The organism is Pedobacter caeni (assembly GCF_900129215.1).
Lineage (GTDB): Bacteria > Bacteroidota > Bacteroidia > Sphingobacteriales > Sphingobacteriaceae > Pedobacter > Pedobacter caeni.
Genome location: NZ_FQUQ01000007.1, coordinates 1 through 15,290, shown reverse-complemented (window position 1 = coordinate 15,290; position 15,290 = coordinate 1). Strand labels below are relative to the sequence as shown.

Below are 15,290 nucleotides of genomic sequence, written 5' to 3'. Positions count from 1 at the left end.
AACAAGCGCTTTGTATCATTTAGAATGGTTTTAAATAAGCATTACTATTTTCTCTTTTTTATAATCAAGTAATTTATTAGTTAAGTTTGAAAGAAAAACACAGTTATGAATTTCTATCAGATTTTGAGAAGTGCGCATTCAGGATGGCGTTACTTGGTTTTAATTTTATTGGTACTGGCCATCATTCAGGCATTGGCAGGATGGTTAGGTAAAAAACCATATACAGAAGGAAACAGGAAATTGAATGTTTTTACATTGATCTTTACCCACGTCCAAATTTTATTTGGCTTGATATTATATTTCCTGAGCCCATTGGTAGAAGCAGGAATCAGATACTGGAAAATGGAGCACATCGGAATGATGATTTTTGCGGCGGTTTTAATTACCGTTGGAAACGCAAGATCGAAGCGAATTGATGATCCAGCAGGCAAACACCGCACTATTGCCCTATATTTTGGTCTTGGATTGGTCGTTATTGTGGCGGCAATTATTGCCATGATTAAGGCCGATCCTGCAAGGACATTCTGGGGAGTCTCATAAAATTTCACAATTTAATTTGGTGTTGTAAGATTTATTTATATTTTTGTTGCTCATGATTAACAATATACATACTTGGCAATGGCGCAGTAATTCTGAAAAGAGTTTCGTCGTAGCTTCGTGTACCTTATAGTTTATCAACCTAAACCAAACCACACTTTAACCCGACGTAACCACACGTCGGGTTTTTTGTTGTGATTTTTTTTATACGACGATACAAAAACCAGACAAAAAAGAATAAAACCAGCAGGGCTGCAAAGAAATAAGATCATGATCTCTGAACAGCCGGTAAAAAGAAAATACATACTAATGAAACCCAGGAATTAAGATGAAGAACTATATCATTAACACCACTTACAAGAAACGCCTTGCCGACACCACAACGCCGGTAAGCATTTACCTAAGGTTAAGAGACGTATTCCCAAATACCATTTTATTGGAAAGCTCCGACTACCACAGTCGCGAAAACTCGGTAAGTTATGTTTGTGCAGAACCTGTTGCGGGGATCACCCTGAACAACGGCATCTTATCTTCTTATTTTCCCGATGGAAAGAAAACGGAAAAAGAGAATTTTGTACTCACAGAAGAAATTGATGCGTTTAAGCAGCAGTTTCAGCCGGGAGTAGTGGAAGATACCCGGTATATCTCCAATGGTCTGTTCGGATATTTTACCTGGAATGCCATTCCCAACTTTGAAGACATCACTTTCAAAGCAGAATGCCCTTCAGACGAAGAGATTCCGGTAATGCAGTACCATATTTACAGGTACATCATTGCCATCGATCACTTTAAAAATGAAGTGACGCTGTTCAAAAACACGTTTAACGGAGATGAGGATGAGGACCTGACGAAGATGGAATACCTGGTTCAGAATAAAAACTTTCCGGAGTATAGCTTTAAAACTACAGGTGAAGAACATTCAAACCTGACCGATCAGGGATTCATGGATATCGTAGACAAGATGAAAACACATATCCTTAGGGGAGATGTGTTTCAGATCGTACCATCCAGGGCATTTAAACAGGGTTTTTTAGGAGATGAGTTTAACGTGTACCGTTGCCTGCGTTCCATCAATCCTTCTCCATATTTGTTTTACTTCGATTATGGAAGTTTCAAACTGTTTGGTTCTTCACCGGAAGCACAAATTACGATCAAAAATAATGTAGCCAATATTTTCCCTATTGCCGGAACTTTTAAACGGACAGGAAATGATGAGGAGGATGCAGAGCTGGCCAGAAAATTAGAACAGGATCCTAAAGAAAGCGCAGAACATGTGATGCTGGTAGATCTGGCAAGAAATGACCTGAGCAGACATTGCACAGGGGTAGAAGTAAAATCCTTCAAAGAGGTGCAATACTATTCTCATTTGATTCATCTGGTGTCCAAAGTAAGCGGAAACCTGCAGAAAAACACTTCTGCATTTAAGGTCGTCGCAGATACTTACCCTGCCGGAACATTAAGCGGTGCACCTAAATACAGGGCCATGCAGCTGATCGATGAATATGAAGGATTAGGGCGTAACTTTTATGCCGGTGCCATTGGTTATATGGGCTTTGACGATAAGTTCAACCATGCCATCATGATCCGGACTTTTATGAGTAAAAATAACCATTTGCATTACAGGGCAGGGGCGGGCATTGTGGCCGATTCCATCCCTGAGAATGAGATGAACGAAGTAAATAACAAAATTGCAGCCCTTCGCCGGGCAATAGAAATGGCCACAGGAATATAACATGACAAATCATACGAACATGCAGAAGAAAGTACTGGTAATAGACAATTACGATTCATTCACCTATAATTTAGTGCATTTAATCAATGAACTGGGAAGAGATGTGGAGGTATGGCGTAATGATAAGTTTGACCTTGCAGATGTAGACCAATATGACCAGATCATCCTGTCGCCTGGCCCTGGAATCCCCGAAGAAGCGGGTTTGCTCCTGGAAGTCATTAAAAAATATGCACCAACTAAAAGTATCTTTGGCGTTTGTTTAGGGCAACAGGCAATTGCAGAAGCATTTGGCGGAACTTTACTAAATTTAGGTCGTCCGATGCATGGAATTGCGACACCAATTTCGGTATTGGATAAAGAGGAAGTGATGTTTAAGGATTGCCCTGAAGTGATCAATGTAGGGCGTTACCACTCCTGGGTAGTGAGTAATGAAGGATTACCGGATTGCCTTACCGTAACGGCAACCGATAAGGACAACGAGATCATGGCCCTGAGACACAACGAATTCAATGTCAGAGGTGTTCAGTTTCACCCGGAAAGTGTCCTTACGGAACATGGTAAACAAATGATGAAAAACTGGTTAGAGCATTAATTATGAATATTTTAGATAAAATCGTACTGCGCAAAAGAGAAGAAGTGGAATTCGCCAAAGCGAATGTTTCCATCAAAGAACTGGAAGCTGCATTGCATTTCAACCGCGTCCCTTATTCTTTTGAAGATTTTTTACTGGACGATCAACGCAGTGGCATCATCGCCGAATTTAAGCGCCGTTCCCCTTCAAAAGGGATCATTAATGACAAAGTGACTGTTGAAGAGGTAACTACGGCATACGCAGCTGCGGGAGCTTCTGCGCTATCAGTGCTGACGGATGTAGATTTTTTCGGTGGGCATACCAATGACCTGCTGGCTGCCAGAGCAGTAAATCAGATCCCTATCTTAAGAAAAGATTTCATGATCGATGAGTATCAGATCCTGGAAGCGAAAGCTTTAGGGGCAGATATCATTTTGCTGATCGCCGCAATCCTGACACCGGATGAGATCGAAGACCTGGCCGTATTTGCTAAAAGTCTTGGTTTAAATGTGTTGTTGGAGGTTCATAACCTGGAAGAACTACAAAGAAGTGTGATTCCGGAACTGGATGCCATTGGGGTAAACAACCGCAACCTTGCTGATTTCTCCGTGAACATTCAAACCTCTTTTGACCTGGTAGATGAGATTCCGGACGACTTCCTGAAAATCTCTGAAAGTGCCATCAGCAATCCGCAAACGATCAATGAGCTGCGTGCCGCAGGATTCGATGGTTTCCTGATTGGGGAGAACTTTATGAAAACCGAAAACCCGGGCGCATCTATGACCGACTTTGTCAGTCAGCTGATCTCGGTATAACTTTTGTATCTTTGTACTTTACATGGGAAAACAGAAATATTATGATACCGCGCTTAAACCTGAACGTGCTGTTCTTGTTGGCGTAATTAGACCAGGAGAAACCCAGGAAGAAACCAAAGAGTTTTTGGATGAACTGGCATTCCTGGTAGATACTGCCGGTGGTGTGGTAGACCGTTCGTTTACGCAGAAAATGCTGAAACCAGACCGTGCTACCTTCGTAGGTACCGGGAAATTAGAAGAAATAGCGGCTTACGTCAAGTCGGAAGAGATAGATATGGTGGTGTTTGATGATGAATTGTCGCCATCACAACTGAGAAATATTGAGCGTGAACTTCAGGTAAAGATCCTGGACAGGAGCAACCTGATCCTTGATATTTTCGCCGGAAGGGCACAAACTGCACAGGCAAAAACGCAGGTGGAGCTGGCTCAGCTGCAATACTTACTACCACGATTGACCCGTTTATGGACCCACCTGGAGCGCCAGAAAGGGGGTATCGGGATGAGAGGTCCCGGGGAAACCCAGATTGAGAGTGACAGAAGGATGATTCTGGAAAAAATCTCTTTACTAAAAGGCCGTCTGAAACTGATCGATAAGCAGAACGAAACACAGCGTAAAAACCGCACGGAACTGATCCGCGTGGCATTGGTAGGCTATACCAACGTGGGTAAGTCGACGATCATGAACATGCTGGCGAAATCTGAAGTGTTTGCAGAGAATAAACTTTTTGCAACACTGGACACAACCGTACGTAAAGTGGTGATCGATAACCTGCCTTTTCTTCTATCAGATACGGTAGGGTTCATCAGAAAATTGCCTCACCATCTGGTAGAGTGCTTTAAATCTACACTGGATGAGGTTCGTGAAGCGGATGTACTACTCCATGTAGTTGATGTTTCCCATCCCAATTTCGAAGATCAGATCAATGTGGTGAACGAAACATTGAAAGACTTAGGGGCGAGAGATAAGCCTACTTTCATGATCTTCAATAAGATTGATGCTTATGTGAGCCCGGAAATAGATACAGAAAATGGAGAAAAAACGACGCTTACGCTCGAAGAGTTTGAGCGCAGCTGGATGGCCAATGACAATGCGCCAGCCTTATTCATCTCTGCATTACACAAAGAGAATTTAGAAGAATTTAAGCAATTATTGTACGATAAAGTTGTCGCTTTACATACCGAGCGCTATCCTTATGATAAGCTGTTATATTAATATTTAAGATTGGAATAATTATGGAAAGTAAACGTCAGCAGAAATTTGCCGGAGTCCTGCAAGAGGAATTAGCAGCTATATTTCAACGTGAAGGAGCAGCATATTTACCAAATACCCTGGTTACCATTACCAAAGTCCGTGTTTCTCCGGATCTGGCAGTAGCAAAGGTTTATTTAAGCTTTTTAAATACCAACAATACCACTTTATCTGTGGCGGAAGTCAACTCTCATTCCAGTGAGATCAGGTATAAATTAGGGGCAAGAATCCGCCATCAGGCAAGGGTTGTACCTACCTTAACCTTCTTCCTTGATGATACCAATGAATATGTAGAACACATGGATAAATTGTTCGACAAAATTTCTAAGGAACGTAAAGAAACAGACGAAGAAGCGGAATAACCTTTTATACGATGCAGTTAGCAGGACAAACAGAAACAACGTTAAATCTGGAAGGCATAACCATAGGAAAAGTGGTAGATTTTGATCCGGAAACAGATCGGCTTTATACCTTTGACCTGACTGCAAATAACAAGGCCATCACAACGGAAATCCTGGAAGATACCACTACTTTTAGTGCCTGGGTAGCAGATGAGCTCCATGCTCATCATGCCCGTTACGGTATCGGTGGGTATGATGAACACCGGACGATCTATGCCCGGAGTCATCATTTTGACACTGCCGAAGAACCTCGTCGCTTACACCTGGGCATCGATATCTGGGGACCTGCAGGGACCCCGGTTTATAACTTCCAGGATGCTGTAGTCCATAGTTTCAAATTCAATGATCAGTATGGAGATTATGGAGCAACCATCATCCTGAAATATACCCTCAAGGGACAAACTTTTCATGCTTTATACGGACACCTGAGCCTGGATTCCCTGGCCGGACTGGAAGAAGGGCAACAGATCCCTATGGGGAAGGCTTTTGCCCGTTTTGGCATTGCTGAAGAAAATGGGTTCTGGCCGCCACATCTGCATTTTCAGCTGATATTCAATATGTATGCTTTTAAAGGAGATTACCCTGGAGTATGTCAATATTCCAAAAAAGAAGCTTTTCTGGGCAATTCTCCTGACCCTGCTCCGTTATTAAAACATACATTTAAATCCGCATTGATTTAAAAATGCGTAAATTAGTACATGGGCAGAATTATTTTAGCACTATTTCTTCTCGCGGGACTTATCGTTCAGGCACAACCTCAATTAAAAGGAGGCCTGGAGGCATTTGTCATGACCAATAAGGTCTATCCCCCATATTCATTGCAAAATTGCATTCAGGGTGTGGTAACGGTCGGATTTAAGCTCAATAAAAAAGGGGAGGTATACCATTCTGTGGTTCGTAAAGGAATCGGAACTGACCTGGACGATGAGGCTTTAAGACTGATCCGGCTGAGTAGTGGCAAATGGGAGGTCCCTTCTGGACACGATTCCACCCTTGTCATGATTGCACCGATGATTTTTAACTTATCCGGATATGGTTGTGATGTGAAAAGCAAACAAGAGATTCAGCTGGCCATCACCAATTATAAATCCAATGAAGGCATGACAAATGCCGTTCTCAATTTCTATAAAAACAAAGATTCGGTTAAATATAAGCCGGAAGAAGAAGCCAGAATCCTGCGCCTGAAAGCTGATCTCGGTTATGATGAAGCCTATTTAAAGGAACGCATCAGCGATGGCAAGCGCAAACTGAAACAGAAAGACCTTCAGGGCGCCTGCGAAGACTTTATGTTTGTGAGAAATATGGGCTCAAAGCTGGCAGATGAGCTGATTGCTCAATACTGCCATTAAACAATGATCGTGATCGCTGCAGGAAGAATATAAGCTTCCACACGGTTTACTTTTCCCATATATTCCCCGTCTACCTGGAAATGTACTTTGCGCTTTGTTTTGATCTTCAGGTCTCTTGTTTGAAAAAGTTCGATCTTTTCAGGATTAAAAGGGAGGTCGGTAAACCTGATTTTTAAGATTTCCATCACCGAATATTCTTTCACCAGAATCACTTCAAAAAGATCGTCAGTAAGGTCTCCTTCGGGATTGATCTTCACCCCTGTGCCATACATAGTGGCATTGGCAATCACCACCATTGCCGCCTGACTGCGGATGGTTTTATCCTTGATCTTAACTTCTACCTCCATTTTACTATGGTTCCAGAGTACTTTCCAGGCCGCTTTGGTATAACCCCACATTCCGCGTTGAGGCAAGTCATCGAACTTCTTCACAATATAGGCGTTAAAACCTATGTCGGCAAGATGGATACACAGCTCTCCGTTTACTTTCACTGCATGAATCTTTTTTGGCTGACCATTTACCACCAGATCCAGTGCAGCATCCAGTTCCTGAGGAATCCCCAGTTCTTTGGCCATGCCATTGGCTGATCCCGCAGGAATAATGCCGATAGGGATATCCATGCCTTCCAGACATTCGGCCACCAGTTTTAAGGTTCCATCTCCTCCAACAGCCACTACCCGGTCAGCCTTTGATTGTGTAATGACTGATCGTAATTTATCTAAGCTACAGCCTTTAAACAGTTCATAAATCTCAAAGTCCGTGTTTCCGGATTCAAAGTAGGTACGTATTGCTTCTGCAAAATCTATCTCGTTATTTCCAGAACCCGGGTTTACAATAAACAGTAATTTCGGGCTTGAATTGCTTTTTCCCATTGATAATCTTTAATATCACAAACAACTTTAGCCTAACTCTGTTTTAAATAGCAATGAATAATTCTACCAGTGTTAAGGTATATCATGGCTATGGACATACGCACAATCTGGTGCTCTATGGGCATGTGTTTGATTTCAAGGCAAAGACCACACAAGTATACAGCGACAATTTATTTGTGAACATTGTCCACCTACTCAGGTTATTCAGTGTTAAACCAGCACCTTATGTGAAGGTTCGTCTGGATTTTAAAGGGCAGATCGTCCATCAGAAAACGGCCTATGATGGCTTTTTTAAATTTGAGTGGAAAGCACTGGAAAATGTGGCTGCCGGATGGCATGAGGTAAAAGTCGAAGCCCTGGGAGAAGGAGATACTGTACTGGCAAGGACAGAAGGAAAGGTCTATGTGCCTCATATTACCCAATATGCTTTCATTTCAGACATCGACGATACCGTAATGATTTCCTATTCCGCAAAGATCGGAAGGAGGCTCAGAGAGCTTTTCATTAAGAACCCAAGAACGAGGAAAACTTTTGTCGATGCAAAGAAGCATTATGGCTTACTGGCCTTATCACATACGGATGCAGAACAACCCAATCCTTTTTTTTATGTATCCAGCAGCGAATGGAACCTGTACGACTATCTGGTAGAAACCTTCAGGTTTAACGGATTACCGGAAGGCGCATTTCTGCTGAACCAGATCAAGCGATGGACTGACTTACTCAAGACCGGCAAAACAGGTCATGAGGGGAAACTGCTGCGGGTGAGGCGGATCCTGGATGCTTTTCCAAATCAGAAGTTCGTCTTTTTCGGAGACAATTCTCAAAAAGACCCTTTTATTTATGCGACCATTGCAGAAAAGTATCCTCAGAATATTGAAGCCGTTTATATCAGAAATATCCGTAAATCAAGGGCAGGAATGACCCTGGAACTCCTGGCTAAAATTGAAGCTAAAGGGATTAAAACCTGCCTGTTTAGCCACAGCAAAGAAGCCATCGCACATTCCAAAAAGATCGGATTGATCGGTTTTTAACTGATGGATTTTCCAAAAGGAGTAAAGGCCAGGTTCATCAGCTTGAAATGTTGCCTGCCAAAAGGAATCCCGATAATGGTAATGCAGAAAAGAAGGCCAAAAAACAAATGGGTTAAGGCAATCCAGAAACCACCAAAAACAATCCAGATGATGTTCATAATGGTAGAAAGACATCCGGTATTGGAAGAGGTATCCGTGATTTTTACGCCAAATGGAGCCAATCCGACAATTGCAAATTTAAAGCACTGTAGTCCAAAAGGGATGCCGATGATGGTCAGGCAAAGGATCAGACCTCCGATAATATATTCGAAAAAGATAAATATACCCCCAAAAATGATCCAGATAATATTGCCTATAAAATTCATGATGTGCTTTTAATTGAGATGAAATAAAGAAGGATTAGTTACATTAAAGGTATTGTTTTATTATTGCATATGGTTTTTAGACTAGATGAAAAGGAGATCAGTTTTCCCGATCCGGCACTGGCTGAGGAGGATGGATTATTGGCAATAGGTGGTGATCTGAGCATCAACAGGTTGCTTTTAGCTTATCATCATGGCATTTTTCCCTGGTTTAGTGAAGAGGATCCTATTTGCTGGTATTCCCCTCATGAGCGCTGTGTAATCTATCCCGATCAGGTAAAGATCAGCAAGAGTATGGCAAAGGTATTGAAGGATGAGGTTTTTAAAGTGACCTATAACCAGGCTTTTCCTGAAATCATCAGAAATTGTGCAATGGTGGGCAGAAAAGATAATCCCGGAACCTGGATTACTACAGAAATGCAGGAAGCCTATATTGCCTTACACGAATACGGTTATGCGAAAAGTGTAGAGGTCTGGAAGGATGGAGAACTTTGTGGCGGACTTTACGGGGTTCAGATCGGAGATGTCTTTTGCGGGGAAAGTATGTTTAGCCTGCTGAGCAATGCTTCTAAAACAGCATTGATCTGGCTTTGCCAGACCAATGCCTTTAAACTGATCGACTGTCAGCTGCCCAATGATCATTTGATGAGCCTGGGGGCTTTAATGATCAGCCGGGAAGAATATTATACCATGCTCACTACTTAGTTCAGGATTTCCCTGATGTCTTCTTTGCTGAGCGACTTAAAGAAGCTTTCCTCCGTAGTAATTAAGGAGCTTGCCAGTCTTTTCTTTCTGTTCTGCAAAGCAAGGATTTTTTCTTCCACCGTATCTTTTGCGATAAATTTATAGATGAAAACTTTCTTTTCCTGCCCGATTCTATGGGTCCGGTCAATGGCTTGTTGTTCTACTGCCGGATTCCACCATGGATCAAGAATGAATACATAATCCGCCTGTGTCAGGTTCAAACCAACACCGCCCGCTTTAATTGAAATCAGGAAAACTTTAAGATCCGTATTTTCCTGAAACTCTGCCACGATCTCTCCACGGTTTTTTGTGGCGCCATCGAGGTAGGAAAAAGGGATGGATTCCTGCTCAAAATACTGTTTAAAGATGTTCAGGTGTTTTACAAACTGAGAAAAGATCAAAACCTTGTGACCGCCTTTCAGCACATTGTCGAGCGTATGGATCACGTTTTCAAACTTTCCGGAATCAGAAGTATACTGCTCGTCGATCATCACCGGATGATTCGCCAGTTGTCTCAATGCCGTTAGCCCCTGTAAAAGTTGCACTTGCTTTTTAGCATACGTTCCATCGTCCATACTGCTCAGCAGGTCATTCCTGTAAGCAGATTTTGTCTTTTCGTAGTACGCAGCCTGATCTTCACTCATATCGCAATAAAAGATCTGTTCTGTTTTTGCCGGAAGTTCTGAGGCCACCTGTTCCTTGGTTCTGCGCAATACAAAAGGTTTGATGATGGCCTGTAGTTTACGTGCTTTCTCTTCGTCTTTCCTTTTCTCTATGGCTTGCACATACTCTTCGTTGAAAAAGGCCTGTGTGCCTAATAAACCCGGGTTTAAGAAGGTCAGTTGCGTCCATAGATCGCTCACCGAGTTCTCTACCGGCGTACCGCTGAGTACCAGTTTATGTCTGGATTTAAGTGCCCTTACTGCTTTAAATGATTTGGAAGAAGGGTTCTTGATGTTCTGACTCTCATCCAGAATGATATAATTGAAATAGTATTCTTTAAGCAGGTCGATGTCTACCCGCGTAATGCCATAGGTGGTAATGACGATGTCGTATTTTGCAAACTGACTCACATCTTTATTCCTGGAGCTTCCGGTATGGGCATGAATCTTCAGTTTTGGGGTAAACTTTTTGGCCTCATTTAGCCAGTTGTAAATCAAAGAGGTGGGCATCACAATCAGCGAAGTGCTTTTTGTGGAATTCTGCTCATCTTCTTCCTTGATTTTCTGAAGCATAGCCAGGGTTTGAATGGTTTTACCCAAACCCATGTCATCAGCCAGACATCCGCCAAAGTTGTACTCCCTGAGGAAGCTGAACCAGTTGTAACCTGCTTTCTGGTAACTGCGCAGGTCTCCTTTAAAGTGTACCGGCATTTGAGTGTCGGCAATGTTTTCAAAATCGTTGAGCCTTTCCAGTTTCCGGCTGAGGGTAACATTGGCAATTCCGTCTTCTGCCAGCTCATTGATCAGGCCGATATGGTGTTTCTTTAACTTTAGCGCTTTTCCTCCGTCAGAGAGACTGAATAAACTGCCGTATTGGGTAAACCACTTTTCCGGAATGATGGCAATGGAACCATCAGGCAAGGTAAATTCCCTCTTTTTATGAAGGATATGTTGTTTTAAGGAGATGAAAGGAATGGGATGTGAGCCAAAATAAACAATGGCATTGATGTCAAACCAATCGTTATCTTCCTTGATCTCAAAATCTATTTTATTGGTGGCAAAGAGGAATTTTTTAGTACCCTGATGCTGTTCAATCTCGAAGCCTTCTGCTTCTAATTGTTCAATGTGCTCATTTACCCAATTGATGATGGCATAAGACTGATCTTCGTCCTTATTTGGTGGTACTTCGAGGTTATGGTAAAGCGGACTGGTTTTCTTTAAGCCCAGATTGGTCAATACCGCAAATTTTTGTTTTTCCCATGCCGCATCTCTTTTGATCCTGGTGAAAATGTAATTGTCTTCTTCTTTTTCTAAATGAACCGTTATTTTCTTCTCATTTCCCATGGCAAAGGCATGAGTGTCATATTTGAAGTACAATTGCAGTTGTGAAATCCCTGAATCTACATATATCACTTTGATCACCGGTGTAGGGTCATGTTTCTCCGTTTTAATCTCGAAACCTTCTGCATAAACATGGTATTTTTCGATCAATGGGGCTACAAACTTCTCGAAATAAGCGCCTTCGGTTGCTTTGGGAATGGTGATGTATCGCTTATTCAGGAAAGGCATCAGTTTTTTGCCTTCAATGTCCTGCTCAAAGAAATAGAGCATGTCATTTAGCAGGAGCCAGGCCGGTTGGTTGCTCACCACCTGTGCTTCCTTAAACATGAAATCTATTCGCATTCCCTGATATTTTATGGTCGGAAAATACCGGGTTTCCATGGCATTGCGTCTGAAATGAAACAGGACCGTTGCGGCTTCGGCAGCAAGCTCGATTTTGCGCTCTGCAGGCCAGCCGTCGCTGTCCATCAGGTAAAGCTCGCCATCTATTCTGATCAGTTCTAACACCTCGGAAAGTTTCTTCTCAATTTTCGGGCGCACACTTTCATAAAATTTCTCATTGAAAAACTTACTGAAGAACTCAACAGGGCGGATTGGCTTCTTATGGTATTTCTTGATGATGAAATCTTGTTCGGTCTCGTCAAGGATTTTGATAAGCTTTAGGTCTTTCTCGGTTAAATGTCTGGCGAATTCATTTGCCGTATGCGAGAATATCCGCTGATAGGTCAATGAAAAATCACCTTGTGGGTTCAACTGAACAATATGGGGTTCGATCAAATAGCCGAAAAACTCATGCTTACATAAAGAGTATACAATTTTGCAGGGTTTAGAACTATCTACTCGTAACATTAGCTAAAAAGTTAAAACAAAGGGAGGGTAAGCATTTAAAAATCTTTAAACATACAGCAAATTGAGCTTCTTTCAAATAAAATCGCAGAATTAACCAATTTTTTTTCTGCCCGTTCGTCGAAAAAAAATACCGTTTGGTCGGGTATTCAAACATTGTGGTCTAAAACGCTGAAAATGAGTGAAACGTTTCTGAAAGGGACGCGTCTTATCTACAAAACCTTAAGAAATCATTTAAAAACAAAATATTATGAAAACCTCATTCAAATCATTACTCGCACTAACATTAACAGCCCTTGTTTTATCTACATCTGTATTTACCAGCAATGCTGTAGCAGCAGATAAAAACCCATCAGGAGTTTTTGCTCCCTTGTCAACTTTTAACAAGATCGTGGTCAGCGGAAATGTAAAACTGACACTTGTTCAGCGATCAAGACAAGACATCTCAGTAAATGGTGAATTTGATAGAACTAAAATTTCATTCAAGCAAAAAGGGTATACTTTGTTTGTGAATTCTACAGATTCAGAACCATTGGAAGTGACGATAGCGGTAACAGACTTACAAAGAATAGATGCTTCTAAAGGTGCACAGGTAACTACTTCAGGGAAGTTTAACCTGGAAGTATTACAGGTGTTCCTTGAGGATAACGCTACTGCAAATGTAAAAGCGACCATCAATAGCTTGTATACAGTGACCAAAGATATTTCAGACCTGAAATTAGCAGGTACTGCCAACGAGCACATCATTGTTAAAAATAGAAATTCCATGTTGGATACAGAGAAGTTCGCTGCTTTGAGAACAGAAATGACCAACTCGGATACAGGAATTGCTGCAAACACGAAAACGGTATTGGTGAAATAGGAAGGAAGAATTGCAGTGAAGTAAAAAGCGGCGGGGTGATCCCCGTCGCTTTTTTTTGTGATAGGATCCTGGAATCTACTCTAAAAGTTTAGTGATGGTCTTTTCAAACTCCAGTTTATATTCCGTATGGTATTTCCCCGTTCCCGGACCATAAAATGAAGTATTGATTTTGTTTACCTTTCCCTTCTTATCTAAGAAAATCGTGGTTGGGAAGACTTTAATCTGTGTCAACTGAGGTAATGTCTTTTCAGTACGCTGTGGATCTCCTACTGTTACCCCGGTATTGAGCATCGGATACTCCACCTTGAATTGTTGCTGGAACTTCTTCAGGCTCTTCCTGGAGCGAGCCTTATCTGTACTCAACTCATAAGCCAGTGCAATGATCTCAATCCCTCTGTTTTTATTTTTACGGTAGTAATCGCTTAGAAAAGCCATCTCGTCCATACAGTTGGGGCACCATGATCCCATCAGTTGCAGAACAACCACCTTGTCTTTGAATCTTTTGTCTTTTAGTGATACTGCATTCCCATCGAGATCTTTAAAACTGAAATCCAGAAGGCCATCTGAACCTTCCTTGACTGCGGTAACAGGAGGGTCTAAGGTCACGTTTGCATCTTTCACTGCTACCCATGGTTCAGGTTTAGATGCGCTGCTGTAATAATTTCCCCGTAGCGCTCCATTCGTGATTTTTGCGGCAAAGAAGAGGGCATGCACGCCATCAAATGTAGAAAGAAACATAGAGTCAGCGGCAAGGGTTCCGACAAGATAACGATAGTCTCCTGCAGGGGTCAATACAGATCCTCTGATCTGTTGTCCCTGCTGACTAAACTCGCCAATAGCAGGTCTTTTCGTCTGATCGACCCGTGTAAATTCCATTTTCCATTTCCCGGCTACCTGTTGAAGGTTGCCCGGAGCTTTTTTAGGAAAACGGCTAACCCCGCTTACTGCATAAAAAGGCATCACAAGGTCTTTTGCAGATCCACCTTTGATCCAGACCCCATTTAAGCTGTCTTTGGTGATGATTTTAACCCTGAAATAAGATTCAAATACCGGCATTTTAATCAAAATGGAATCTTTAGACATTACGATGTCTTCTGTTTTCATTCGTTCCGTATCATTGACAATGTAAAAAACAGGCTTTTTACCTTGTTTTTCAATGGCCAATTCAAAAGGGATGTGATGCCCGTCTTCTCGTTGTAAAGTTCCTTTCCATTTTCCTGGCTGCAAATTGAACTGAGCATTGCAGAAGAGAGAAAAGAGCGTCAGTATGCTTAAAAATCCGTATTTCCTCATCATGTCTATATTTTTTTGATGATGTAAAGTTAAGAGAATCAATTGAGCTTTATAGCTGGATTGTGCTTTCGATGGGGTAACAGGCATTATTGCAGCATAAGCCTTCGTACCAGGTCTTCAGTTGCTGCTGGTTTGCTGCTTTCTTGCGAGGAGGTTGGTAGGGCCCTGTAGGGCCTGGAGCCCTGTCAAGCCCTATTGTTGTCTGATGAAAATTAATTCTAAATTAGAAGTAAATGAAGGCCGTGTACGGCTGTTGTATTGACTTTAATAAAATTTATTACTTATATTAGTGTTGTTGAGTATAAGGTTGTTAACTTTTGTGATTAAACAATTAACTCTTTAAATATGGCGAAAGCAGCAAATGGTCCATTAGGGACCTTAAACGGAAAATTACACAACCTGGTATTTTATGTGCTAAACGGACAACATGTTTGTCGTACGATAGGCGATCCGGGTAAACCAAGCATCAATCAGCTGGCCAACCGCCAGGAGATGTCGGTAACGATGCGTCTGGTGAAGTCCATCAGAGAATTTATCAGTGTCAGTTTTGACCTGGAAGCTCAGGGAACAGTTAAAAACGCACATAATCTGGCTACTTCTTATATTAAAAAGAAGGCTTTAAA

General features: G+C 41.9%; 15 protein-coding genes and 1 pseudogene. 12 read left to right on the top strand and 4 right to left on the bottom strand.

What is annotated here, in order from left to right; genetic code table 11:
- The first annotated feature begins 105 nt into the window (after positions 1 to 105).
- The 8 genes from BUC20_RS28975 (at position 106) to BUC20_RS28940 (ending at position 6,654) form a co-directional block, all read left to right on the top strand.
- Positions 106 to 540 carry a cytochrome B gene (locus tag BUC20_RS28975; protein WP_073236808.1) on the top strand — a complete coding sequence of 145 codons (435 nt, stop codon included), beginning with the start codon at positions 106 to 108 and terminating at the stop codon, positions 538 to 540.
- Positions 541 to 865: 325 nt separating this feature from the next.
- Positions 866 to 2,269, top strand: a complete 1,404-nt coding sequence (locus BUC20_RS28970) for an anthranilate synthase component I family protein (RefSeq protein WP_073236805.1) — start codon at positions 866 to 868, stop codon at positions 2,267 to 2,269.
- Between the two features lie 19 nt (positions 2,270 to 2,288).
- Positions 2,289 to 2,861: an anthranilate synthase component II gene (locus BUC20_RS28965; RefSeq protein ID WP_073237607.1), complete on the top strand. Its 573-nt coding sequence runs from the start codon at positions 2,289 to 2,291 to the stop codon at positions 2,859 to 2,861.
- A 2-nt stretch (positions 2,862 to 2,863) separates the two neighbouring features.
- Positions 2,864 to 3,655 carry an indole-3-glycerol phosphate synthase TrpC gene (gene trpC / locus BUC20_RS28960; RefSeq protein ID WP_073236802.1) on the top strand — a complete coding sequence of 264 codons (792 nt, stop codon included), beginning with the start codon at positions 2,864 to 2,866 and terminating at the stop codon, positions 3,653 to 3,655.
- Positions 3,656 to 3,677: 22 nt separating this feature from the next.
- Positions 3,678 to 4,868: a GTPase HflX gene (gene hflX, locus BUC20_RS28955; RefSeq protein WP_073236799.1), complete on the top strand. Its 1,191-nt coding sequence runs from the start codon at positions 3,678 to 3,680 to the stop codon at positions 4,866 to 4,868.
- Between the two features lie 20 nt (positions 4,869 to 4,888).
- Entirely contained in the window at positions 4,889 to 5,266 is a 378-nt protein-coding gene (gene rbfA, locus BUC20_RS28950; protein WP_073236796.1) for a 30S ribosome-binding factor RbfA, read from the top strand.
- 11 nt (positions 5,267 to 5,277) lie between these two features.
- A complete protein-coding gene (locus BUC20_RS28945) occupies positions 5,278 to 5,985 on the top strand; it encodes a peptidoglycan DD-metalloendopeptidase family protein (RefSeq protein WP_073236792.1) in 708 nt (235 codons plus the stop codon).
- A gap of 18 nt (positions 5,986 to 6,003) precedes the next feature.
- Positions 6,004 to 6,654 carry an energy transducer TonB gene (locus BUC20_RS28940; protein WP_073236789.1) on the top strand — a complete coding sequence of 217 codons (651 nt, stop codon included), beginning with the start codon at positions 6,004 to 6,006 and terminating at the stop codon, positions 6,652 to 6,654.
- Here the strand turns inward: BUC20_RS28940 and BUC20_RS28935 are convergent.
- Positions 6,651 to 7,526 (bottom strand): diacylglycerol/lipid kinase family protein, encoded by an 876-nt coding sequence (locus BUC20_RS28935; RefSeq protein ID WP_073236786.1) that lies wholly within the window; start codon positions 7,524 to 7,526, stop codon positions 6,651 to 6,653. The two genes, BUC20_RS28940 and BUC20_RS28935, sit on opposite strands and share 4 nt — an antisense overlap.
- Before the next feature lie 53 nt (positions 7,527 to 7,579).
- On the opposite strand from BUC20_RS28935, the gene BUC20_RS28930 reads away from it, so the two are divergent.
- Positions 7,580 to 8,557: an App1 family protein gene (locus BUC20_RS28930; RefSeq protein ID WP_073236783.1), complete on the top strand. Its 978-nt coding sequence runs from the start codon at positions 7,580 to 7,582 to the stop codon at positions 8,555 to 8,557.
- Here BUC20_RS28930 and BUC20_RS28925 read toward each other — a convergent pair.
- Positions 8,554 to 8,922 carry a YccF domain-containing protein gene (locus BUC20_RS28925; RefSeq protein ID WP_073236780.1) on the bottom strand — a complete coding sequence of 123 codons (369 nt, stop codon included), beginning with the start codon at positions 8,920 to 8,922 and terminating at the stop codon, positions 8,554 to 8,556. The two genes, BUC20_RS28930 and BUC20_RS28925, sit on opposite strands and share 4 nt — an antisense overlap.
- A 69-nt stretch (positions 8,923 to 8,991) precedes the next feature.
- Between BUC20_RS28925 and aat the strand changes: the two genes are divergently transcribed.
- Positions 8,992 to 9,624, top strand: coding sequence for a leucyl/phenylalanyl-tRNA--protein transferase (gene aat / locus BUC20_RS28920; RefSeq protein WP_073236777.1), 633 nt, complete (start codon positions 8,992 to 8,994; stop codon positions 9,622 to 9,624).
- Here aat and BUC20_RS28915 read toward each other — a convergent pair.
- Positions 9,621 to 12,515: a DEAD/DEAH box helicase gene (locus BUC20_RS28915; RefSeq protein WP_073236774.1), complete on the bottom strand. Its 2,895-nt coding sequence runs from the start codon at positions 12,513 to 12,515 to the stop codon at positions 9,621 to 9,623. The two genes, aat and BUC20_RS28915, sit on opposite strands and share 4 nt — an antisense overlap.
- A 247-nt stretch (positions 12,516 to 12,762) precedes the next feature.
- Between BUC20_RS28915 and BUC20_RS28910 the strand changes: the two genes are divergently transcribed.
- On the top strand, positions 12,763 to 13,374 hold the full coding sequence (locus BUC20_RS28910) for a GIN domain-containing protein (RefSeq protein ID WP_073236771.1): 612 nt from the start codon (positions 12,763 to 12,765) through the stop codon (positions 13,372 to 13,374).
- Positions 13,375 to 13,449: 75 nt separating this feature from the next.
- Here the strand turns inward: BUC20_RS28910 and BUC20_RS28905 are convergent, their stop codons facing one another.
- Positions 13,450 to 14,670: a peroxiredoxin family protein gene (locus tag BUC20_RS28905; RefSeq protein WP_200801095.1), complete on the bottom strand. Its 1,221-nt coding sequence runs from the start codon at positions 14,668 to 14,670 to the stop codon at positions 13,450 to 13,452.
- 342 nt (positions 14,671 to 15,012) lie between these two features.
- Here BUC20_RS28905 and BUC20_RS28900 point away from each other — a divergent pair.
- Positions 15,013 to 15,290, top strand: a pseudogene (locus tag BUC20_RS28900) (DUF6266 family protein); the annotation flags it as partial.

Coding starts and splice junctions, on each gene's coding strand:
- BUC20_RS28945 (WP_073236792.1), top strand. CDS start 5,278: ATGCAGTTAGCAGGACAAACAGAAACAACGTTAAATCTGGAAGGCATA.
- BUC20_RS28975 (WP_073236808.1), top strand. CDS start 106: ATGAATTTCTATCAGATTTTGAGAAGTGCGCATTCAGGATGGCGTTAC.
- BUC20_RS28965 (WP_073237607.1), top strand. CDS start 2,289: ATGCAGAAGAAAGTACTGGTAATAGACAATTACGATTCATTCACCTAT.
- BUC20_RS28970 (WP_073236805.1), top strand. CDS start 866: ATGAAGAACTATATCATTAACACCACTTACAAGAAACGCCTTGCCGAC.
- BUC20_RS28940 (WP_073236789.1), top strand. CDS start 6,004: ATGGGCAGAATTATTTTAGCACTATTTCTTCTCGCGGGACTTATCGTT.
- BUC20_RS28930 (WP_073236783.1), top strand. CDS start 7,580: ATGAATAATTCTACCAGTGTTAAGGTATATCATGGCTATGGACATACG.
- BUC20_RS28915 (WP_073236774.1), bottom strand. CDS start 12,515: ATGTTACGAGTAGATAGTTCTAAACCCTGCAAAATTGTATACTCTTTA.
- trpC (WP_073236802.1), top strand. CDS start 2,864: ATGAATATTTTAGATAAAATCGTACTGCGCAAAAGAGAAGAAGTGGAA.
- BUC20_RS28935 (WP_073236786.1), bottom strand. CDS start 7,526: ATGGGAAAAAGCAATTCAAGCCCGAAATTACTGTTTATTGTAAACCCG.
- BUC20_RS28905 (WP_200801095.1), bottom strand. CDS start 14,670: ATGATGAGGAAATACGGATTTTTAAGCATACTGACGCTCTTTTCTCTC.
- hflX (WP_073236799.1), top strand. CDS start 3,678: ATGGGAAAACAGAAATATTATGATACCGCGCTTAAACCTGAACGTGCT.
- aat (WP_073236777.1), top strand. CDS start 8,992: ATGGTTTTTAGACTAGATGAAAAGGAGATCAGTTTTCCCGATCCGGCA.
- rbfA (WP_073236796.1), top strand. CDS start 4,889: ATGGAAAGTAAACGTCAGCAGAAATTTGCCGGAGTCCTGCAAGAGGAA.
- BUC20_RS28910 (WP_073236771.1), top strand. CDS start 12,763: ATGAAAACCTCATTCAAATCATTACTCGCACTAACATTAACAGCCCTT.
- BUC20_RS28925 (WP_073236780.1), bottom strand. CDS start 8,922: ATGAATTTTATAGGCAATATTATCTGGATCATTTTTGGGGGTATATTT.